The sequence below is a fragment of the Kineococcus arenarius subsp. arenarius genome, assembly GCF_050871845.1.
GTDB lineage: Bacteria > Actinomycetota > Actinomycetes > Actinomycetales > Kineococcaceae > Kineococcus.
On record NZ_JBJLSE010000030.1, the window covers coordinates 23,902 to 40,773 of the forward strand.

The window sequence follows — 16,872 nt, forward strand, 5'->3', positions numbered from 1 at the left end:
CCGTGCCTCCCGCCCGTGCCGGGGCGCCGGCGGTGGTGACCGCTCCGCTGCGCCCGGCGGCGCTGCCCCCCGCCGGGCTGCCGGGCCTGGACCCGTCCTGGTCGCGGCTGGTGCAGGCCCCCGACAGCGCCGGGGTGCTGCGGACGTGGCACCTGCTGGACACCGCGCCGGACGCCTCCCCCGGCGGCGGGGACGTCGCCGGGACGCTGGTGTGCGTGCACGGCAACCCCACGTGGTCGTACCTGTGGCGGCACCTGGCCGCGGCGGCCTCGACCGCCCCGGTGCCGTGGCGCGTGGTGGCGGTGGACCAGCTGGAGATGGGGTACTCCGAGCGCACCGGCGTGCACCGCACGCTGACGCAGCGCATCGGCGACCTGTCGAACCTGCTGGACGTGCTGGAGCTGAGCGGGCCGGTGGTGGCCGTGGGGCAGGACTGGGGCGGCATCGTCGTCACCGGCTGGGCCGCGGCGGAGCTGGAGCGGGCCGGCAGCGGCGCGGGCCGCCACCGCGCGTCCTCGCCGGGCAGCCACCTGGCCGGGCTGGTGGTGGCGAACACCGCCGCCTCCTACCCCGCCGACGCGCCGGCGCCCGGGGCGCTGCGCCTGGCGACCCGCTCGGGCGTGCTGCCGCTGGTCACGCGCACCACCGAGGCGTTCCTGCGCACGACCCTGGCGCTGCCGAAGCCGGCCCTGCCGGCGGACGTGCGGGCCGCGTACCGGGCGCCGTACCGCTCGGCGCCCGACCGCGCCGGCATCGAGGACTTCGTGGCGGACGTGCCCGTGGGCCACGACCACCCCAGCCGGCCCGCGCTGGACGCGGTCAGCGAGGGCGTGAAGCGGCTGCGCGGGGCAGGCGTGCCCGCGCTGGTGCTGTGGGGCCCGCGGGACCCCGTCTTCGGCGAGGGCTTCCTGCGGGACTGGCGCCGCCGGTTGCCGCACGCCGACGTGCACCGCCTGGCCGGGGCCAGCCACCTGACACCGGAGGACCCCCGCTTCGCCCCCGCGGTGGTGCGGTGGCTGGGCGAGCGCGCCGCCGTCGAGCAGGGCGCGCCCGCCGAGCGGGCCGCGCAGGACGCGTCCGGGGGCGAGCACGCGCCGCCGCGGCTGTGGGCGGCCCTGGAGGAGCGCTCCGGCGACGACGGGCCGGCGGTCGTGGAGGTCGCCGCCGACGGCTCCTCCCGCCCGATCCGCTGGTCGCTGCTGGCGCGGCGCACCCGCGAGCTGGCCGCGGGCCTGGACGCGATGGGCGTGCGGCCCGGGCAGCGGGTCTCCCTGCTGGTGCCGCCGGGCGCGGACCTGACCGCGGCGCTGTACGCGGTGCTGCGGGTGGGGGCCGTCGCGGTGGTCGCGGACGCCGGCCTGGGCGTGCGGGGCCTGACCCGCGCCGTCACCGGCAGCGGTGTGGACTGGGTGATCGGGGTGCCGAAGGCGCTGGCCGCGGCGCGGGCGCTGCGCTGGCCGGGCCGGCGCATCGCCGCCGGACCGGTGGGCGGGGCCGTGCTGCGCGCCACCGGCGCCGCGGCGACGCTGCTGGAGGTGGCCGAGCGCGGGCAGAACCGGCTGGCCGCCGGCCTGGGCCTGCCGCCCGAGCCGGGTCCGGACGCCGAGGGCGCGATCTTGTTCACCTCGGGTTCCACCGGGCCGGCCAAGGGCGTCGTCTACACCCACGCGCAGCTGTCCCGGCTGGCCACGGCCATGGGCTCGGTCATCCGCACCGGTCCCGGCTCGCCCCTGGTCTCGGCCTTCGCGCCGTTCGCCCTCTTCGGGCCCGCCCTGGGCGCCACCTGCGTGGTGCCGGCGATGGACGTCACCAAGCCGGCCACCCTGACCGCGGCGGCGCTGGCCGACGCGGTCGCCGCCGGCGGGGCCACCTCGGCGTTCCTGGCACCCGCGGCGATCGTCAACGTGCTGGCCACCGCGGACGCGCTCGACGAGCGGCAGCGCGAGGCGCTGGCGGGCGTGCGGGTGCTGCTGTCGGCCGGTGCGCCGGTGCCCACGCCGTTGCTGCAGCGCGTGCGCGAGCTGATGCCGCTGGCCGACCCCCGCACCCCGTACGGGGCCACCGAGGTCCTGCCGGCCACCGACGTCAGCCTCTCCGACGTCCTGGAGGCCGGTGCGGGCGAGGGCATCTGCGTCGGGCGGCCCGTCCCGGGCGTCGTGGTGGGCATCGCCCCCCTGGACGCCGACGGGCACGCGGGTGAGGACGTCTCCGGTGAGCCGGGGGTCACCGGTGAGGTCGTCGTGGGCGGCGAGCACGTCAAGGACCACTACGACCAGCTGTGGGCCACGCACGCCGACAGCGTGCGGGTGCGGCCCTCGGCGGAGCTGGCACGGGCGCTGGGCGCCGGGCGCTGGCACCGCACCGGCGACGTCGGGCACCTCGACGACGCGGGACGGGTGTGGGTCGAGGGGCGCCTGGCGCACGTCGTGGTCACCGCGGACGAGGTGGTCACCCCCGTGGGGGTGGAGCAGCGCGCGGAGTCCGTCGACGGCGTGGCGCGGGCGGCGCTGGTCGGGGTCGGGCCGCGCGAGGCGCGTCAGCTCGTCGTCGTCGCCGAGGCGGAGGAGGCCGTGACCGGCCCGGTGCGGCGCACCACGGTCGCTGCCCCCTCGCTGGCCGAGGCGGTGCGCGTGGCCACCGGGCGCGGCCTGGCCGCGGTGCTCCTCGTGCCGGCCCTGCCGACGGACGTGCGGCACAACTCCAAGATCGACCGGGTCCGCGTCGCCGCCTGGGCGGAGCGGGTCCTGGCCGGCGAGAAGGCCGGGAGGCTGTGATGGGAGCGTCGTCGTGAGGGTCCTCGTCACCGGTGCCAGCGGCATGCTGGGCCGTGAGACCGCCCTGGCCCTGGCCCGGCGCGGGGACGACGTGCGCGTGCTGCAGCGCCGTCCCGCCGGCCTGGACGGCGTGCAGGAGGTGCTGGGCTCCGTCAGCGACGCGGCGGCCCTGGAGCGCGCCTGCGAGGGCGTGGACGCGGTGGTGCACCTGGCGGCGAAGGTGTCCATCACCGGCCCGCACGAGGAGTACGTCGAGACGAACGTGCGCGGCACCGAGCGGCTGCTGGCAGCGGCCCGCGCCGCGGGGGCCCGCCGGTTCGTCATGGTGAGCTCGCCGTCGGTGGCGCACGGCGGCTCGGCGCTGGTGGGCGTGGGCACCACCCCCGCCGACCCCGACGCCGCGCACGGCTCGTACGCGGTCACCAAGGCGCAGGCGGAGCTGGCGGCGCTGGCGGCGGACTCCCCCGGTTTCGCCGTGGTGGCCGTGCGCCCGCACATCGTCATCGGCCCGGGCGACACGCAGCTGGTGCAGCGCATCGCGGACCGGGCGCGGGCCGGGCGCCTGCCGCTGCTGGACGACGGCACGGCGCTGATCGACACCACGTACGTCGACAACGCCGTGGACGCGCTGGTCGCGGCGCTGGACCGCGCCGAGGACGTGCACGGGCAGGCGTTCGTGGTCACCAACGGCGAGCCGCGCACGGTGGCGGAGTGGCTGGCGAGCATCTGCGAGGCGGCCGGCGTGCCGGCGCCGACCAGGCGGGTGCCGTCGGCGGTGGCGAAGGTCGCCGGCAGCGTCGTGGAGCGCGTCTGGACGCGCCTGCGGGTGGCCGACGAGCCGCCGATGACGCGGTTCCTGGCCGAGCAGCTGTCCACCGCGCACTGGTTCGAGCAGCGCCGCACGCGCCAGGCGCTGCGCTGGGAGCCGCGCGTGCCGCTGGCCGAGGGTTTCCGCCGCCTCGCCGCGGGGTTCGAGCCCCGTTAGCGTGGACCCCGTGATCACGCGGGGGACGACGACGGGCGGTGCCCGGGTGCGGCGGCGCGAGGAGGCGCTGCGCGACCTGGAGGAGCTGCGGGGCTTGGACCTGACGCCGCGGCCCGGCGAGCACGGCCTGCACCGCGCGGCCCGCGTGGAGGACGCCGTCAAGGGCGTCGTCGGTTCCGGGTTGCGCCGGCGCGGCTACCACGCCCGCGCGGTGGCGTACCCCTGCTACGGCGGGCCCGGCTGGGTGCGGGTGCTGGGCAGGGTCCTGCTGGGGCGCGAGGACGACGCGGCGGACCTGGAGCGCGAAGCCGCGCGCAGCGTGCGCGGCTGGCGCAACTTCCTGACCGTCCCGGTGGCCGGTGTGGAGGTGACCGTGCAGCTGGGCGGGCGCCGCGTGCAGCTGCGCACCGACCGCGGCGGCTACCTGGACGAGGTCGTCGAGGTGGACCTGCCGCCGGGCGAGCACCCGATCACCCTGACCGTGGGACCGGACCACGAGGTGGACGAGCAGGCCCTGGAGGAGGTCCTCGAACGCGTCGACGACGACACCGAGGGCGGTGCGGAACGGGCCCCGGAGGCCCTGCGCGAGCACCACGGCACATCCCGGGTGGTGGTCGTGGGACCGCAGCCGCAGCTGGGGCTGCTGTCCGACATCGACGACACCGTCGTCGTCACCCGCCTGCCGCGCCCGCTGCTGGCGGCCTACAACAGCTTCGTGCTCAACGAGAAGGCCCGCGTACCGGTCAACGGCATGGCCGAGATGTACCGGCAGTTCGTCGCGGAGAACCCCGGTTCACCGGTGCTGTACCTGTCGACGGGTGCGTGGAACGTGGCGCCGACGCTGACGCGCTTCCTGCGCCGCTCCGGCTACCCGGAGGGGCCGCTGCTGCTGACGGACTGGGGGCCGACGAACACCGGCTGGTTCCGCGACGGCAGCGCCCACAAGCGCGGCAGCCTGGCCCGCCTGGCCCGCGAGCTGCCGCAGGTGACGTGGCTGCTGGTGGGCGACGACGGCCAGCACGACCCCGAGCTGTACGCGGAGTTCGTCGCCGCGGCGCCCGAGCGGGTGGCGGGGGTGGCGATCCGGCGGCTGACCCCGGCGGAGCAGCTGCTGGCCGGCGGGCGCCCGCTGACGGCGCGGTCGGCGCCGCAGGACTCGCGGGTGCCGTGGGTGAGCGGGGACAACGGCTTCGAGCTGATGCACCGCTGGCACCGGGCGGGGCTGCTGCGCGACGCCTGAGCCCGCGCGGGGCCGTCGTGGGCTGTCGGGCGGTGGCCGCGACGCGCACGAGGCCGGCCCCGCGGGTGCGGGACCGGCCTCGGCGAGGGTGGCGCGACGTCAGAGGCGCACGCGGCGCGGGTTGGCGACGGTGGTCAGGTCGATCACGTCGCGGACGTCGACGACCTCGTTGTCCTGCACGGGGGTGGTCTGGTCCATCTCGTACCTCCTGGTCTCGGACGGTGACCGGCGCAGCACGCCGGTCCGCTGTTCTCGAGCCGCGGACAGCACTGTCCTCACACCTGCGGGTGGCGGATCGTTCCCGGCCGGGCTGTGCCGGCCGGTGAAGGGATTCTAGGAGAGCGGAGCCGTGCGGGGCACCGGGCAGGGCCGTGGATCCACCCTGAACGGGTGATCTGCACCACAGCGCCCGGCTCCCGCCCCCGGACGTGCCGCGCCGCCTCAGGCGCCGGTGCGGCGCACCAGGTCCTGCAGCGCGCTGACGGCCTCCTCGCTGGCCGAGGCGGACGCCAGGTTGGCCTCGCGCACGGCGTCGTACACCTCCTGCCGGTGCACCTGCACCTCGCGGGGGGCTTCGATGCCGACGCGGACGACGTCACCTCGCACCTCCAGGACGCGCACGACGACCTCGTCACCGATGACGACGGATTCTCCGGCCTTGCGCGTCAGGACGAGCATGGAGCCAGCATAGGTGACGATCCGTCGCGCCCCCTTCTCTGCGCGTGACTCCCCCGCCCGTGGGTGCGCAACGGCTCCGGGAACGCCGCGACGCCCGCCCCGCGCGGGGGGACGGGCGTCGCGCAGCGGTGCGGGACCGGCCCTCAGGCGTCCTCGCGCCGGCGGGCCGGGTGCGGTGCCTCCCCCTCGGTCGCGACGGCCGCGTCGGCGGCCGCCTCGACGGAGTCCTGGTAGCGCAGCACCAGCGAGCGCACCGCGCGGGCGGCGATCGAGGACACCAGCAGCGCCAGGACCAGGTGCAGCAGCGCGGTGTCCACGCTGCCGGTCCCGCTCAGGGCCGAGACGACCGAGGGGCCGGCCATCAGCAGGCTGGCGACGATGACGAGGGCTGTCACGGTTCCTCCCGGCGGCGGTTGCGGATCTGCTCCTGCATGACGTGGCGGCGCAGGCGGTCGGCCGCCGTGACGGGTTCCACGAAGGCGAGCACGAGGTCGTCGTGCTCCCCGGTGCCCGCCGGGTCCGGGACGAGCCGGACCACGTCGGCGAGCTGGTCGACCGGCCCGCCGGCGACCTCGAAGACGGTGCGGACCACGCGGCCCGGGGACAGCCAGCTGCCCCGGCGCACCCGCACGCACGCACCGCCCTCGCTGAGGTCGACGAAGGCGGCCGTCACGGCCGGCTCGGCGGCCGCGCCGGCGTCCTGGTCGCCGGCCCGGCGCGGCTCGCCCGGCACGGCGTGCAGGCGCAGGCTCCCGGTCACGGGGACCCGCACGAAGCGGCGCCGCTGCTGTACCGTCACCTCGCCGCACGGGGCGAGGTCCCACGAGGGCACCCGGCGCCGCACGACCTCGGCGATCAGGAAGTCCTGGCGCAGCTGGCCCCGCTGGCTGGCCCAGGTGACGGTCACCGGCAGGCCGGGGGCCACCACGTGCAGGTCACCGGTGAAGCCGGGGGCGGCCACCACGAGCCGCCCCAGACCGGTGTCCTCGACGCGGGTGGGCAGGTCGAGCAGCTCGCCGCCGAGGGCGTCGGGCAGCTGCACCTGCACGCGCACCCGGCCGTTGACCGCGGGCCACTGCGCCGGGGAGGCGGTGTTCACCACCTCGGCGGTCGTCCGCCTGGCCACGGGGTCAGCGCGCCGCGCCGCCGTGCTCGGACGTCGCGTCGAGCAGCAGACCCGCCCAGGCGCCGGAGGTGGCCGGCCGCCCGTCCAGGAAGCCGACGGGGACGTCGAGCGACAGCACGTCGAGGGGGTCGGGGCTCTCGGCCGCGCGGTGCACCGCGAGGCGGCGGGCCGGCACACCGGCGTTCTCCAAGGCGCGCAGCTGCGCGGCCACGGCGTGGCTGCGGCGGGTGGCGTCCACGCAGACGACGACGGCGGAGGCGCCGATCTCGGCGGCCAGGCGGGCGGCGCGCTCGGCGTCGGCACCGGTCGGGCGGGCCGGGACCGCCACGGTCAGCGGGGCGCTCCAGCGGCGCGCCTGCTCCTGGCGGGCCGGCAGCTCGTCGGCGGTCACAGTGTTCTGCACGTCGGCGCGGCCCAGGACCAGCGGCGCCTCGGAGCCGACCTCGTCGGCCACCAGCAGCGCGGCGGCCACGACGGCGTCGGCCTCGCCGACGACCACGACGAGCTCGCCGGAACCGACGCGCAGCGGCACCGGGACCTCGATCTCGCGGGCCAGGCGCAGGACGTCGCTGGAGTCGTGGGGCTCGCGGTACGGCGCGCGTGCCGCCGGGCGGTCGCTGTAGGTGGTCACAGAATCACGGTAAGTCAGGTCCATGTCAGCTGCCTCGTTGTCGTCCCCGTCGTGGGCGGCGCGCTCGCCGGCCACGCTGTGCATGCGCTCGGGCGCCTGCTGCACCCGCGCCTCGTGGCGCGGCTCGTCGCCGCGCTCCCCGCGAGGCTCCGCGTACCCGTTCGGCACCGCGTACGGGAAGGCCGCACGGCGCTCCCCCGCGGGCTCGAACGGCGCCTCGTGCTCGTCGTCGGCGTAGCCGGGCCCGGCGGCGAAGGCGGCCTCGTCCTCGTCGGCGAAGCGGTCGCCGAAGTGGTCCTCCACCGGCGCCGGGCGGCGCAGCTCCGGGCGGCGGGGCGCCCCGCGGCGCACCTCGGGCCCCTCCGCGCGCAGGGGAGCCTGCTGATCCTCGCCCCGCTCCAGGCGGCGCGGGGCCGTGACGCCGTTGGCGGCACCGAACTGGTCGGGAGTCACGCGAACCTCCGTGGTGCGAGCGGGCAGGCCGCCGAACGGGGCGTCGGCGCCTGCTGCGGCAGCCGGCCGGCCCGGTCGGGTCCCCGTGGGACGCGGCGACTGCCTAGTGACCGAGCGTACATCAGAGGTCACGTTCGGTCCCGTGGTGCGCTCGGACGTCCCGAGGGGCCGCACGGCCGCCATCGTGGCCGCGAACCCCGCGCCCTCGGTCGAGATGGGCCGGTGCGGCTGCAGCGGGCGCTGGACGGCCTCGGGGCGGCGTCGGCCGGCGGCGGTCCCGCGGCCGGCCGAGAGCATCGCCTGCAGGCGGTCGGCGCCGTCCGCGGCGTCCGCGGCGGCGAGCAGGTCGCCGAGGCTGCGCTCGGGGGCCTGCGCCGGCACCGCGGCGCGCTCGACGCGCTCGGCCTGGCGGCGGCGGACCTCGCGGCGCGCGGCCTCTCGGCGCTCCTCCTCGCGCACCTGCTCCTCGCGGCGCACGGCCGCCTCCCGGCGCTCCGCCACCACACGTTCCTGCTGCACGCGCTCCGCCTCCCGACGCTCCGCTTCCGCACGGGCGGCCTCTCGCCGCTCCGCCTCCAGCTGCTCCGCCTCGCGACGGGCCACCTCACCGCGTTCCGCTTCCCTGCGCTCGGTCTCCCGGCGCTGCGCCTCCAGGCGCTCGGCCTCGATCCGCTCGGCCTCCAGGCGCTCGGCCTCGATCCGCTCGGCCTCCAGGCGCTCGGCCTCGATCCGCTCGGCCTCCAGGCGCTCGGCCTCGATCCGCTCGGCCTCCAGGCGCTCGGCCTCGGCCCGCTCGGCGTCCAGTCGGCGTTCCTCCTCGCGTCGGGCCGCCTCGGCGAGCGCGGCGGCCAGGTCGACCTCCTCGACGACCTCGGACCCGGCCTCGCCGGTGTCCCCGGCGGAGCCCGGGCCGTCGGTGCCCAGCAGCCCCGCGGCGCGGGCGCTGCTCACGGCACCGGAGGCCTGGAGCATCTGCACGAGGCCCTGCCGGGCCTCTTCGAAGTCATCGGCAGGTGCGGGTGCCGGCTGAAGGGCCTGTTCGGGCGAGGTGGCGGCGTGCCGGCCGGCGGGGGCGGGCTGGGCCGCCGCTTCCGCCTCAGCAGCCTCGTCAGCCCCGGCGACCTCGGCGGCCCGGGCCTCGGCGCGGTCCGCGGCGGCCAGCAGGGCCTCGAAGTCGGGCGCCGCGTCCTGGGCGCTCTCCCGGGCGGCGGGTTCGGGGGTCCGGTCGCCGGTGGCGCCGTCGCTCTGCATCTCGACCGTCACTTCGTAGCGCTCCTTGCTGAAGAATCCGGCGACGCCTCCGGAGCGGATGCGCTCGGCGCGGACGACGCGGGCGGCGTCACCGTGGGTTTCGCGGACCTGGGCCAGGAGGTCCTGCAGGTCGGGGCCCTCAAGAAGCAAGTGCGTGGACACCGCTCACCGATCCAACCGTCTCGATCCGGGGGTGGTTGCTGACGTCGTCGTAGGACAGGACGTGCAGGCGGCCGACGGCCACCTTCAGGAGCCGGCGCAGCGGGGCCCGCAGGGGCGGCGCGCACACCAGCACGGCGGAGATGCCCTGCTGTTCGGCACGTTCCAGGCAGGAACTTGAGGCCGTCACGAGGTGCTCCGCGGTGACCGCGTCCAGGGCCAGGCTCGCGCCGTGCTCGCCGGGGCGCAGGGCCTCGGCCAGGGTGTGCTCCAGCACCGGGTCCAGCGTGATGACGTGCAGGACGCCGTCCTGCTCGTGCACCGCCGCCACGGCCGGCCCGAGCGCGGCGCGGGACGCCTCCACGAGGCCGTCGAGGTCCGAGCCCTGCTTCGCCTTCAGGCTCAGGGCTTCGAAGACGCGCGCCAGGTCGCGGATCGGCACCGCCTCCTCCAGCAGGGCCTGCAGGACGCGCTGCACCTCCCCCAGCGTCAGCACGCTGGGCGTCAGCTCGTCCACGACGACCGGGTGGGTGCGCTTGAGCGCCTCCACCAGCGAGCGCACGTCCTCGCGGCCCAGCAGGCGCGGGGCGTGGGTGCGCACGAGCTCACCGAGGTGGGTGATCAGGACGCTGGCGCGGTCCACGACGGTGGCGCCCATCAGCTGGGCCTGGTGGCGCAGCTCGGCGGGGATCCACTTGCCGTTCAGGCCGAACACCGGCTCCACGGTGGCGCGGCCGGGCAGGCCGTCGAGGTTGTCGCCCAGGGCGAGCACCTGGCCGGGCGGGGCGGTGCCGCGGGCCACCTCGACCCCGGAGATGCGCACCGCGTAGGTGGACATCGGCAGGTCGAGGGAGTCGCGGGTGCGCACCGGCGGCACGACCAGGCCCATCTCCAGGGCGATCTTGCGGCGCAGGGCGCGCACCCGCTCCAGCAGGTCGCCGCCGCCGGAGGTGTCCACGAGGTCCACCAGGTCGGGGGCGAGGACGACCTCCAGCGGATCGACGCGCATCTCCTCCATCAAGGACTCCGCGGCCTCGTTCGGGTTGAGCGGAGCGGGTGCCATCTCGGCGAGCTCGACGGCCTTGGCGTCGGCGGCCTCGCGCTTGCCGATGCGGCTGCCGGCCACGAAGCACAGGACGGCCACGACGAGGAAGGGCAGCTTGGGCATGGCGGGGATGAGCCCGAGCACGATCGCGGCGGCGCCGGCGATGTGCAGCACGAGCTTCTGCTGACCGAGCTGCTCGATGGCCTGCGAACCCATGTCGCCGGAGCCGGCACCGGTGGAGCGGGTGACGATGAGGCCGGTGCCGACGCTGAGCAGCAGCGCGGGCAGCTGCGAGGCCAGGCCGTCGCCGATGCTGAGCAGCGCGTACTGCTGGATCGACTCGGCCGGGCCGAGCCCGTGCTGGACCATGCCGATGGCGAAGCCGCCGATGAGGTTGATCAGCACGATGATGATGCCGGCGATGGCGTCGCCCTTGACGAACTTCGTGCCACCGTCCATGGCGCCGTAGAAGTCGGCTTCCGCGGTGACGTCGCTGCGACGGCGGCGGGCCTCGTCCTCGTCGATCAGGCCGGCGTTGAGGTCGGCGTCGATGGCCATCTGCTTGCCGGGCATCGCGTCGAGGGTGAAGCGCGCACCGACCTCGGCGACGCGCTCAGCGCCCTTGGTGATGACGACGAACTGGATGACGACCAGGATCAGGAAGATCACCAGGCCGATGACGAGCGAGCCGGAGATCACGAAGTGGCCGAAGGCCTCGATGACCTTGCCGGCGTAGCCGTTCGAGAGCACCAGGCGCGTCGTCGCCACGTTCAGGCCCAGGCGGAACAGGGTCAGCACCAGGATGAGCGCGGGGAAGACCGAGAAGTCCAGCGGCCGCTTCACGAACATGCAGGTCAGCAGCGCGATGAGCGAGCAGACGATGTTCGTGGCGATGAGCATGTCGAGCACCGGGGCCGGCAAGGGCACGATGAGCAGCAGGATGATGCCGACGACGCCCACGGGCACCGCCATCTGCGTGAGGTTGCGAAAACGCACTGCACCGCCTGTCGTCCTGGTCACCCTGTCGGGTTCCCTCGTCCAGCGGCCCGTCCGTGGCCCTGCTGCGCCGTCCTGGCTACTGCCTCTTCGGCAGCTCCGGCCCGGGGCTTGAGCGCCCGCCGGGGTCAGGCGGGCAGGGTGTGGGCTTCGCCGAGGGGCGTCGTCGCCCCGCGGGTGCGCAGGTTCATGACGAACGCCAGGACCTTGGCGACCGCGGCGAACAGCTCGGCGGGGATCTCCTGGCCGACCTTGACGCTCTTGTACATGGAGCGGGCCAGCTCGACGTCCTTGACCAGGGGGACGTCGTTCTCCTTCGCCTTCTCGCGGATCTTCGTGGCGATCGCGCCGGCGCCCTTGGCGACGACCTTGGGCGCGCCGCTGCCGGGCTCGTAGCGCAGGGCGACGGCGATGTGGGTGGGGTTGACGACGACGACGTCGGCGTTGGCGACGTCGGCCATCATGCGGTTGCGGGACATGGCCATCTGCTTGGAGCGGATCGCGCCCTTGAGCAGCGGGTCGCCCTCGGCGTTCTTGTGCTCCTGCTTGATGTCCTGCTTGCTCATCCGCAGCTTCTTCATGACCCTGCGGCGGCTCATGGCGTAGTCGGCGGCGGCGATGACGAGGCCGACGAGGATCGTGACGACCAGCATGGAGGCGATCGCCGAACCTGTCGCCGAGAGCACCGACGACAGCGGCAGCACCCCCTGGCCGACGAGCTTCGGGGCCAGGCCCTTCGCGACGACCCACAGGGCGCCGCCGATGAGCAGCGTCTTCAGCAGCGACTTGGTGCCCTCCCACAGCGCCTGCGGGCCCCAGTGCTGCTTGAGGCCGTTGACGGGGTTGAGCGCCTTGAAGCTGGGCTTGAGCTTCTTGGTGGCCGGCCGCAGGGTGCCCTGCGCGGCGCCGGAGAGCACGACGGCGAGCACGGTGACGACGAGCAGGGGCCCCAGCACGCCCGGCAGGGCGCCGAAGGCGGCGGCCAGGGCGGCCGGGGCGCGGCCGGGTTCGGGGTCGGCGGCCACCTCCGCCACGCGGGCCAGCGCCTGGCGGCCGGCGGTGCCACCCGCCTCGATGGTGCGGGGCACCAGCAGCGCGCCGGCGGCGGTGCACAGCCACGCGGCCACGTCCCGCGACTGCGGGATGTTGCCCTCCTGGCGCGCCTCCTTGAGGCGCTTCGGAGTCGGCTTCTCGGTCTTCTCCCCGCTCACGCGCCGCCGCCCACCAGCCGCACGACCGTCTCGGCCATCGTCCCGGCGGAGGTGTCCACGACGCTGGGCAGGACGGCCAGGGCGAAGCCGCCCAGGGTCAGGGTGATCAGGATCTTCAGCGGGAAGCTCATGGCGAAGACGTTGAGCGCGGGGGCGACGCGCGAGAGCAGGCCCAGGCCGACGTCGGCGACGAAGAGCACGGCGACCAGGGGCGCGGCGATCTGCAGGGCGGAGAGCATGAGCTGCCCGATGCCGGTGGTGAACACGGCCGCGACGGTGGACAGCGACAGCCCGGCGTCCAGCGGCAGCACCTCGTAGGTGCGCAGGAACCCTTTGAGCACCAGCAGGTGCCCGCCGGAGAGCACCAGCAGGGCGGTGGCGGTCCAGTTGTAGAGCTTGCCGAACACGGCCGTCTGGTTCTGGCTGAGCGGGTCGTAGGCGCTGGCCATCTGGAAGCCGCCGAAGAGGTCGATCAGGTCGCCGGCGGCCTGCACGGCCGCGAAGACGAGGGCGCAGAAGGCGCCGAGGGCGGCGCCGACGAGGACCTGCTGCACGACGGCGGTGGCCAGGGCGGCGGGCTCGACGGCGGGCGCCTGGCCGCGCAGCCGGCCGGCCACCGGCAGGGCCAGGGCGAGGGACAGCATCGCCTTGACGCGGCCGTTGACCGCGCGGGAGGCGAACGGCGGCGCCAGCAGCAGGAAGGAGACCGCGCGCACGGAGGCCAGCAGCAGCGCCAGCAGCAGGTCGAGCCCGACGGTGGTGGACAGCCCCTGCACCGCGTCAGCCGCCGGTGGTCAGCAGGTCGGGGATCTGCTCGTACAGCTGGCTGGTGAAGGTGGTCAGCTCGTTGAGCATCCACTTGCCGCACACCACGATCGCGATGCCGACGGCGAGCGCCTTGGGCACGAAGGCGATGGTCTGCTCCTGCAGCTGGGTGACCGACTGGAACAGCGAGATGCCGAAGCCGACGGCCAGGGCGGTCAGGAGCAGGGGGGCGCTGAGCTTGGCGGCGAGGACGAGAGCGGTCATCACGAGGTGGATGACGGTCACGTCGGTCATCGCGGTGCCTTCCGGTCGAGGGGTGCGTCGGCAGGTGCATCGGCCGATCGGGGGAACGGCTTGAGCCGCCCGGGTGAGGGGCGGGCCCGGCTCAGCCGCCGTAGCTGCCGACGAGCGCCTTCACGACCAGGCCCCAGCCGTCGACCATGACGAACAGCAGCAGCTTGAAGGGCAGGGACACCGTGACGGGCGGCAGCATCATCATGCCCAGGCTCATCAGCGCCCCGGAGACGACGATGTCGATCACCAGGAAGGGGATGAAGATGACGAAGCCGATGATGAACGCCGAGCGCAGCTCGGACAGGGCGAAGGCCGGCACGAGGGTGGTCAGCGGCGTGGCGGCGCAGTTCTCGGGCTTCTCGCGGTCGGCGGCCTTGGTCATCAGGGCCAGCTCGTCGCCGCGGGTCTGCTTGCACATGAAGTCCTTCAGCGGCGCGGAGCCGTCGGTGAAGGCGACCGTGGTCGTCTTCTCGCCCTTGAGGTAGGGCTGGATCGCGACGTCGTTGATGGCGCTGAAGGTGGGCGCCATGATGAACATCGTCAGGAACAGCGCCAGCCCGGCCAGGACCTGGTTGGGCGGGGTGCCCATCAGGCCCAGGGCGTTGCGGGTCAGGCCGAGCACCACGAGGATCTTGGTGAAGCTGGTGGTCAGCAGCAGCAGCGCGGGGGCCACCGACAGCACGGTGAGCGCGATGACGATGGTGATCGACTGGCTGGGCTTGCCGTCGACGCCGTTGATGCCGTTCACGCCGACGGTCACCGAGCCGGCGCCGGGGGCGGCGGGGTCCACGGGGGCCTGGGGCGCGGTGGGCGCCGCGGCGGCGGCGAAGGACGCGGGCGCCGCGGCGGCGAAGGACGCGGGGGCCGCGGCGGTGATGGACGCGGCGGCGGAGGACGCGGGGGCTGCGCTGGCGGTGCTCGCGGCGCCGGCCAGCAGGCCCCCGGCGAGCATCGCGGCGGCCGCGAACCTGCGGGCGGTACGGGTGCTCACCGGCGGGTCGTCCTCTCTCGCAGCACGTCGACTGCCTTGGTCCAGGTGGCCGGCGACAGGGCCGAACCGCTGATCGGGGTGGTGCGCGGCGCCGGCACGGTGCTGGGGCGCTCCGCGGTGGTGGTGGCGGTGGTGAGCGGGGCCGCGCCCGTGGCGGGCAGCTGGACGACCTCGCGCTCCTGCGGCGGGTGGGCCTCCTGCGGCGCGGGCAGCAGGTCCGCGGCGGGCGCCTCGGTCAGCAGGGTGACCTGCTGCTCGGTGACGCCGACCACGAGGGCCCGCTCCCCGACGCGCACGACGGCCACACCGGCCTTGGCGCCGACGCCGACCCGGCTGAGGACCTCCAGGCCCGTCTGGGCCGCGCCGACCGAGCGGGAGCGGCGCAGCCAGCGGGCGATGAGCCACAGCAGCCCCAGGACGGCGACCAGCGAGACGGACATCCGTCCCAGTGCTGCGAGGGCGTCCATCAGGCACCGGCCTCCGTGCCGGGGGTGACGATCTCGGTGATGCGGATGGCGTAGTCCTCGTCGACGACGACGACCTCGCCGCGGGCGATGAGCTGGCCGTTGACCAGGACGTCGGCGGGGCTGCCGGCGGCCCGGTCGAGCTCCACCACGGAGCCGGGGGTCAGGGACAGCAGGTCCTGCACGGTCATGCTGGTGCGGCCGAGCTCGACGGTGACGTCCATCTGCACGTCGCGCAGCAGGTCCATGGTGCGGCGCGGGCCGCCGCCGCCGGCGGCGGGCGCGCTGGTGGGGGTGGCCATGACGGGCACGGCGACCTGGGGCGCGTCGGCGGAGAAGGTCAGGCCGATCAGGGCCAGGGTCTCCCCGCCGGCGCCGACGACGGCGACGGCACCGCCCTCGAGGGCGGCGACGGCCTCGGCGGGGTCGCCCTCGACGCCGACGTCGAGGGTGCACTGCCCGAGGCTGGCGACGACGGTCTCCAGCGCGGGGCGCAGGGCGTCGACCGGGTCGAGGGCACCCTCGGGGCTCATCAGGAGGGTGTTGAGGGTCTCCTCCCCCACGATCACCGCGACGCGGCCGCTGGCGGCGCCGGCGAAGCTCGCGGAGACGGCGGTGCCCTCGTCGCCCAGGTCGGGGGCCGCGGAGGCCGCCACGAGCCCGGTGATCGTGCCGGGGGCGGACAGCGGCAGGACCGCGAGGGCGGCCTGCGCGGCCTCGCCGAGGAGGGCCTGCAGGTCGGCGTGGGTGACGGTGCTCATCGGGAGGACTCCTCGGGGGTGGGGACGATCAGGCAGGCGAGCCGGGATCCGCGGGTGCCGGCCACGGCGGAGGCGACGACGGTCTCGGAGGCGACGACCTCGAGGGGCGCCTCGGCCGCGTGCGGCAGGCGCAGGACGTCGCCGGGCACGAGGGCGAGGATCTCGTCGGGGCGCAGGTGCGTGGCGTTCAGGCGCACCGAGACGTCCACGGGGATGTGCTCGAGGTGGTCGTCCAGGCGGTCGCGCATGAGGCGGCGGATGCGCAGCTCCTCGGGGCTGGCCACGCGCAGCTCGGCGGCGCTGAGGGCCGCGGACAGCGGGTCCAGCGGCAGGGCCAGGGTCGCGGTGCCGGTGATCCGCTCCACCTGCAGGTGGAAGGACGACACGATCATCACGTCGGTGGCGGCGGCGGCCTGCGCGAACTGCGGGTTCTGCTCGATGCTCGTCAGGTGGGGCTTGAGGTCCACGATCGAGGTGAGCGAGGCGGCCAGCTCGGCGAGGGTGCGCTCCACCAGTCCGCGGCACAGGACGGCCTCGATGTCGGTGAGCACGCGCTGCGGCTGCTCCCCCGCACCGGTGCCGCCGAGCATGCGCTCCACGCAGGTGAGCATCAGCGGGGTGTCCAGGTGCAGGACGCCGGCGCCGACGAGCGGCTCGGGGTCGAACACCGTCATGATCGAGGGGGTGGCCAGCGTCGCGGCGTACTCGTCGTAGCTGTACTGCTGCACGCCGTCCAGCTCGACCTGCACGCTGGTGCGCAGGGTGGAGGACAGCAGGGTCGCCCACTGGCGGCAGAAGGTCTCGTAGGTGATCTCCAGCACGCGGGCGTGCTGGCGCGACAGCTTGGTGGGCCGCCGGAAGTCGTACGGGACGGGGACGCCGCGCCGCCGCGAACGGCGACCGCCCGTGCGCTCTGCGCTGGTCGAGGTCTCGGGTGCCACGCTGCACCTATCGGCACGAAGGTGCCTCACCCTTTAGCGCGCACCCGAACGAGTGACGCCCCCTCCCCTCCCCCTGCGGTGGTCGAGGAAGTGGCGACTTCCTCGAC

At 75.5% G+C, this 16,872-nt stretch carries 15 protein-coding genes; 3 read left to right on the forward strand and 12 right to left on the reverse strand.

Annotated elements, in window-relative coordinates; all coding sequences use genetic code 11:
• The first annotated feature begins 2 nt into the window (after positions 1-2).
• The 3 genes from ACRYM0_RS09610 to ACRYM0_RS09620 are packed head-to-tail and all read left to right on the forward strand — an operon-like array spanning position 3 to position 4,999.
• Entirely contained in the window at positions 3-2,774 is a 2,772-nt protein-coding gene (locus tag ACRYM0_RS09610) for an alpha/beta fold hydrolase (protein WP_432504449.1), read from the forward strand.
• 13 nt (positions 2,775-2,787) lie between these two features.
• Positions 2,788-3,759 carry an NAD-dependent epimerase/dehydratase family protein gene (locus ACRYM0_RS09615; RefSeq protein ID WP_432504450.1) on the forward strand — a complete coding sequence of 324 codons (972 nt, stop codon included), beginning with the start codon at positions 2,788-2,790 and terminating at the stop codon, positions 3,757-3,759.
• Between the two features lie 10 nt (positions 3,760-3,769).
• Entirely contained in the window at positions 3,770-4,999 is a 1,230-nt protein-coding gene (locus ACRYM0_RS09620) for an App1 family protein (RefSeq protein ID WP_432504451.1), read from the forward strand.
• Positions 5,000-5,440: 441 nt separating this feature from the next.
• On the opposite strand, the gene csrA is transcribed toward ACRYM0_RS09620, so the two are convergent.
• The 12 genes from csrA to ACRYM0_RS09680 form a co-directional block, all read right to left on the reverse strand.
• Positions 5,441-5,677 (reverse strand): carbon storage regulator CsrA, encoded by a 237-nt coding sequence (csrA, locus tag ACRYM0_RS09625; protein ID WP_432504453.1) that lies wholly within the window; start codon positions 5,675-5,677, stop codon positions 5,441-5,443.
• A 143-nt stretch (positions 5,678-5,820) separates the two neighbouring features.
• Positions 5,821-6,072 (reverse strand): hypothetical protein, encoded by a 252-nt coding sequence (locus ACRYM0_RS09630; protein ID WP_432504455.1) that lies wholly within the window; start codon positions 6,070-6,072, stop codon positions 5,821-5,823.
• Positions 6,069-6,803: a PilZ domain-containing protein gene (locus tag ACRYM0_RS09635; RefSeq protein ID WP_432504457.1), complete on the reverse strand. Its 735-nt coding sequence runs from the start codon at positions 6,801-6,803 to the stop codon at positions 6,069-6,071. The genes ACRYM0_RS09630 and ACRYM0_RS09635 overlap by 4 nt, the downstream gene beginning before the upstream one ends.
• A 4-nt stretch (positions 6,804-6,807) precedes the next feature.
• Positions 6,808-9,300: a coiled-coil domain-containing protein gene (locus tag ACRYM0_RS09640; RefSeq protein ID WP_432504459.1), complete on the reverse strand. Its 2,493-nt coding sequence runs from the start codon at positions 9,298-9,300 to the stop codon at positions 6,808-6,810.
• Entirely contained in the window at positions 9,278-11,314 is a 2,037-nt protein-coding gene (gene flhA, locus ACRYM0_RS09645) for a flagellar biosynthesis protein FlhA (RefSeq protein WP_432504461.1), read from the reverse strand. Before flhA ends, ACRYM0_RS09640 begins: the two co-directional genes overlap by 23 nt.
• Before the next feature lie 152 nt (positions 11,315-11,466).
• Positions 11,467-12,549: an EscU/YscU/HrcU family type III secretion system export apparatus switch protein gene (locus ACRYM0_RS09650; protein WP_432504463.1), complete on the reverse strand. Its 1,083-nt coding sequence runs from the start codon at positions 12,547-12,549 to the stop codon at positions 11,467-11,469.
• Positions 12,546-13,325 (reverse strand): flagellar biosynthetic protein FliR, encoded by a 780-nt coding sequence (locus ACRYM0_RS09655; RefSeq protein ID WP_432504465.1) that lies wholly within the window; start codon positions 13,323-13,325, stop codon positions 12,546-12,548. The genes ACRYM0_RS09650 and ACRYM0_RS09655 overlap by 4 nt, the downstream gene beginning before the upstream one ends.
• Positions 13,326-13,329: 4 nt before the next feature.
• Positions 13,330-13,608, reverse strand: coding sequence for a flagellar biosynthetic protein FliQ (locus ACRYM0_RS09660; RefSeq protein WP_432491075.1), 279 nt, complete (start codon positions 13,606-13,608; stop codon positions 13,330-13,332).
• A 91-nt stretch (positions 13,609-13,699) separates the two neighbouring features.
• The gene (gene fliP, locus ACRYM0_RS09665; RefSeq protein ID WP_432504468.1) at positions 13,700-14,599 is read right to left on the reverse strand and encodes a flagellar type III secretion system pore protein FliP; all 900 of its coding nucleotides are present in this window, start codon (positions 14,597-14,599) and stop codon (positions 13,700-13,702) included.
• Positions 14,596-15,066, reverse strand: a complete 471-nt coding sequence (fliO, locus tag ACRYM0_RS09670) for a flagellar biosynthetic protein FliO (RefSeq protein WP_432504470.1) — start codon at positions 15,064-15,066, stop codon at positions 14,596-14,598. The genes fliP and fliO overlap by 4 nt, the downstream gene beginning before the upstream one ends.
• Positions 15,066-15,824, reverse strand: a complete 759-nt coding sequence (gene fliN, locus ACRYM0_RS09675; RefSeq protein WP_432504472.1) for a flagellar motor switch protein FliN — start codon at positions 15,822-15,824, stop codon at positions 15,066-15,068. Before fliN ends, fliO begins: the two co-directional genes overlap by 1 nt.
• On the reverse strand, positions 15,821-16,765 hold the full coding sequence (locus tag ACRYM0_RS09680; protein ID WP_432504474.1) for a flagellar motor switch protein FliM: 945 nt from the start codon (positions 16,763-16,765) through the stop codon (positions 15,821-15,823). Before ACRYM0_RS09680 ends, fliN begins: the two co-directional genes overlap by 4 nt.
• Positions 16,766-16,872 lie beyond the last annotated feature (107 nt).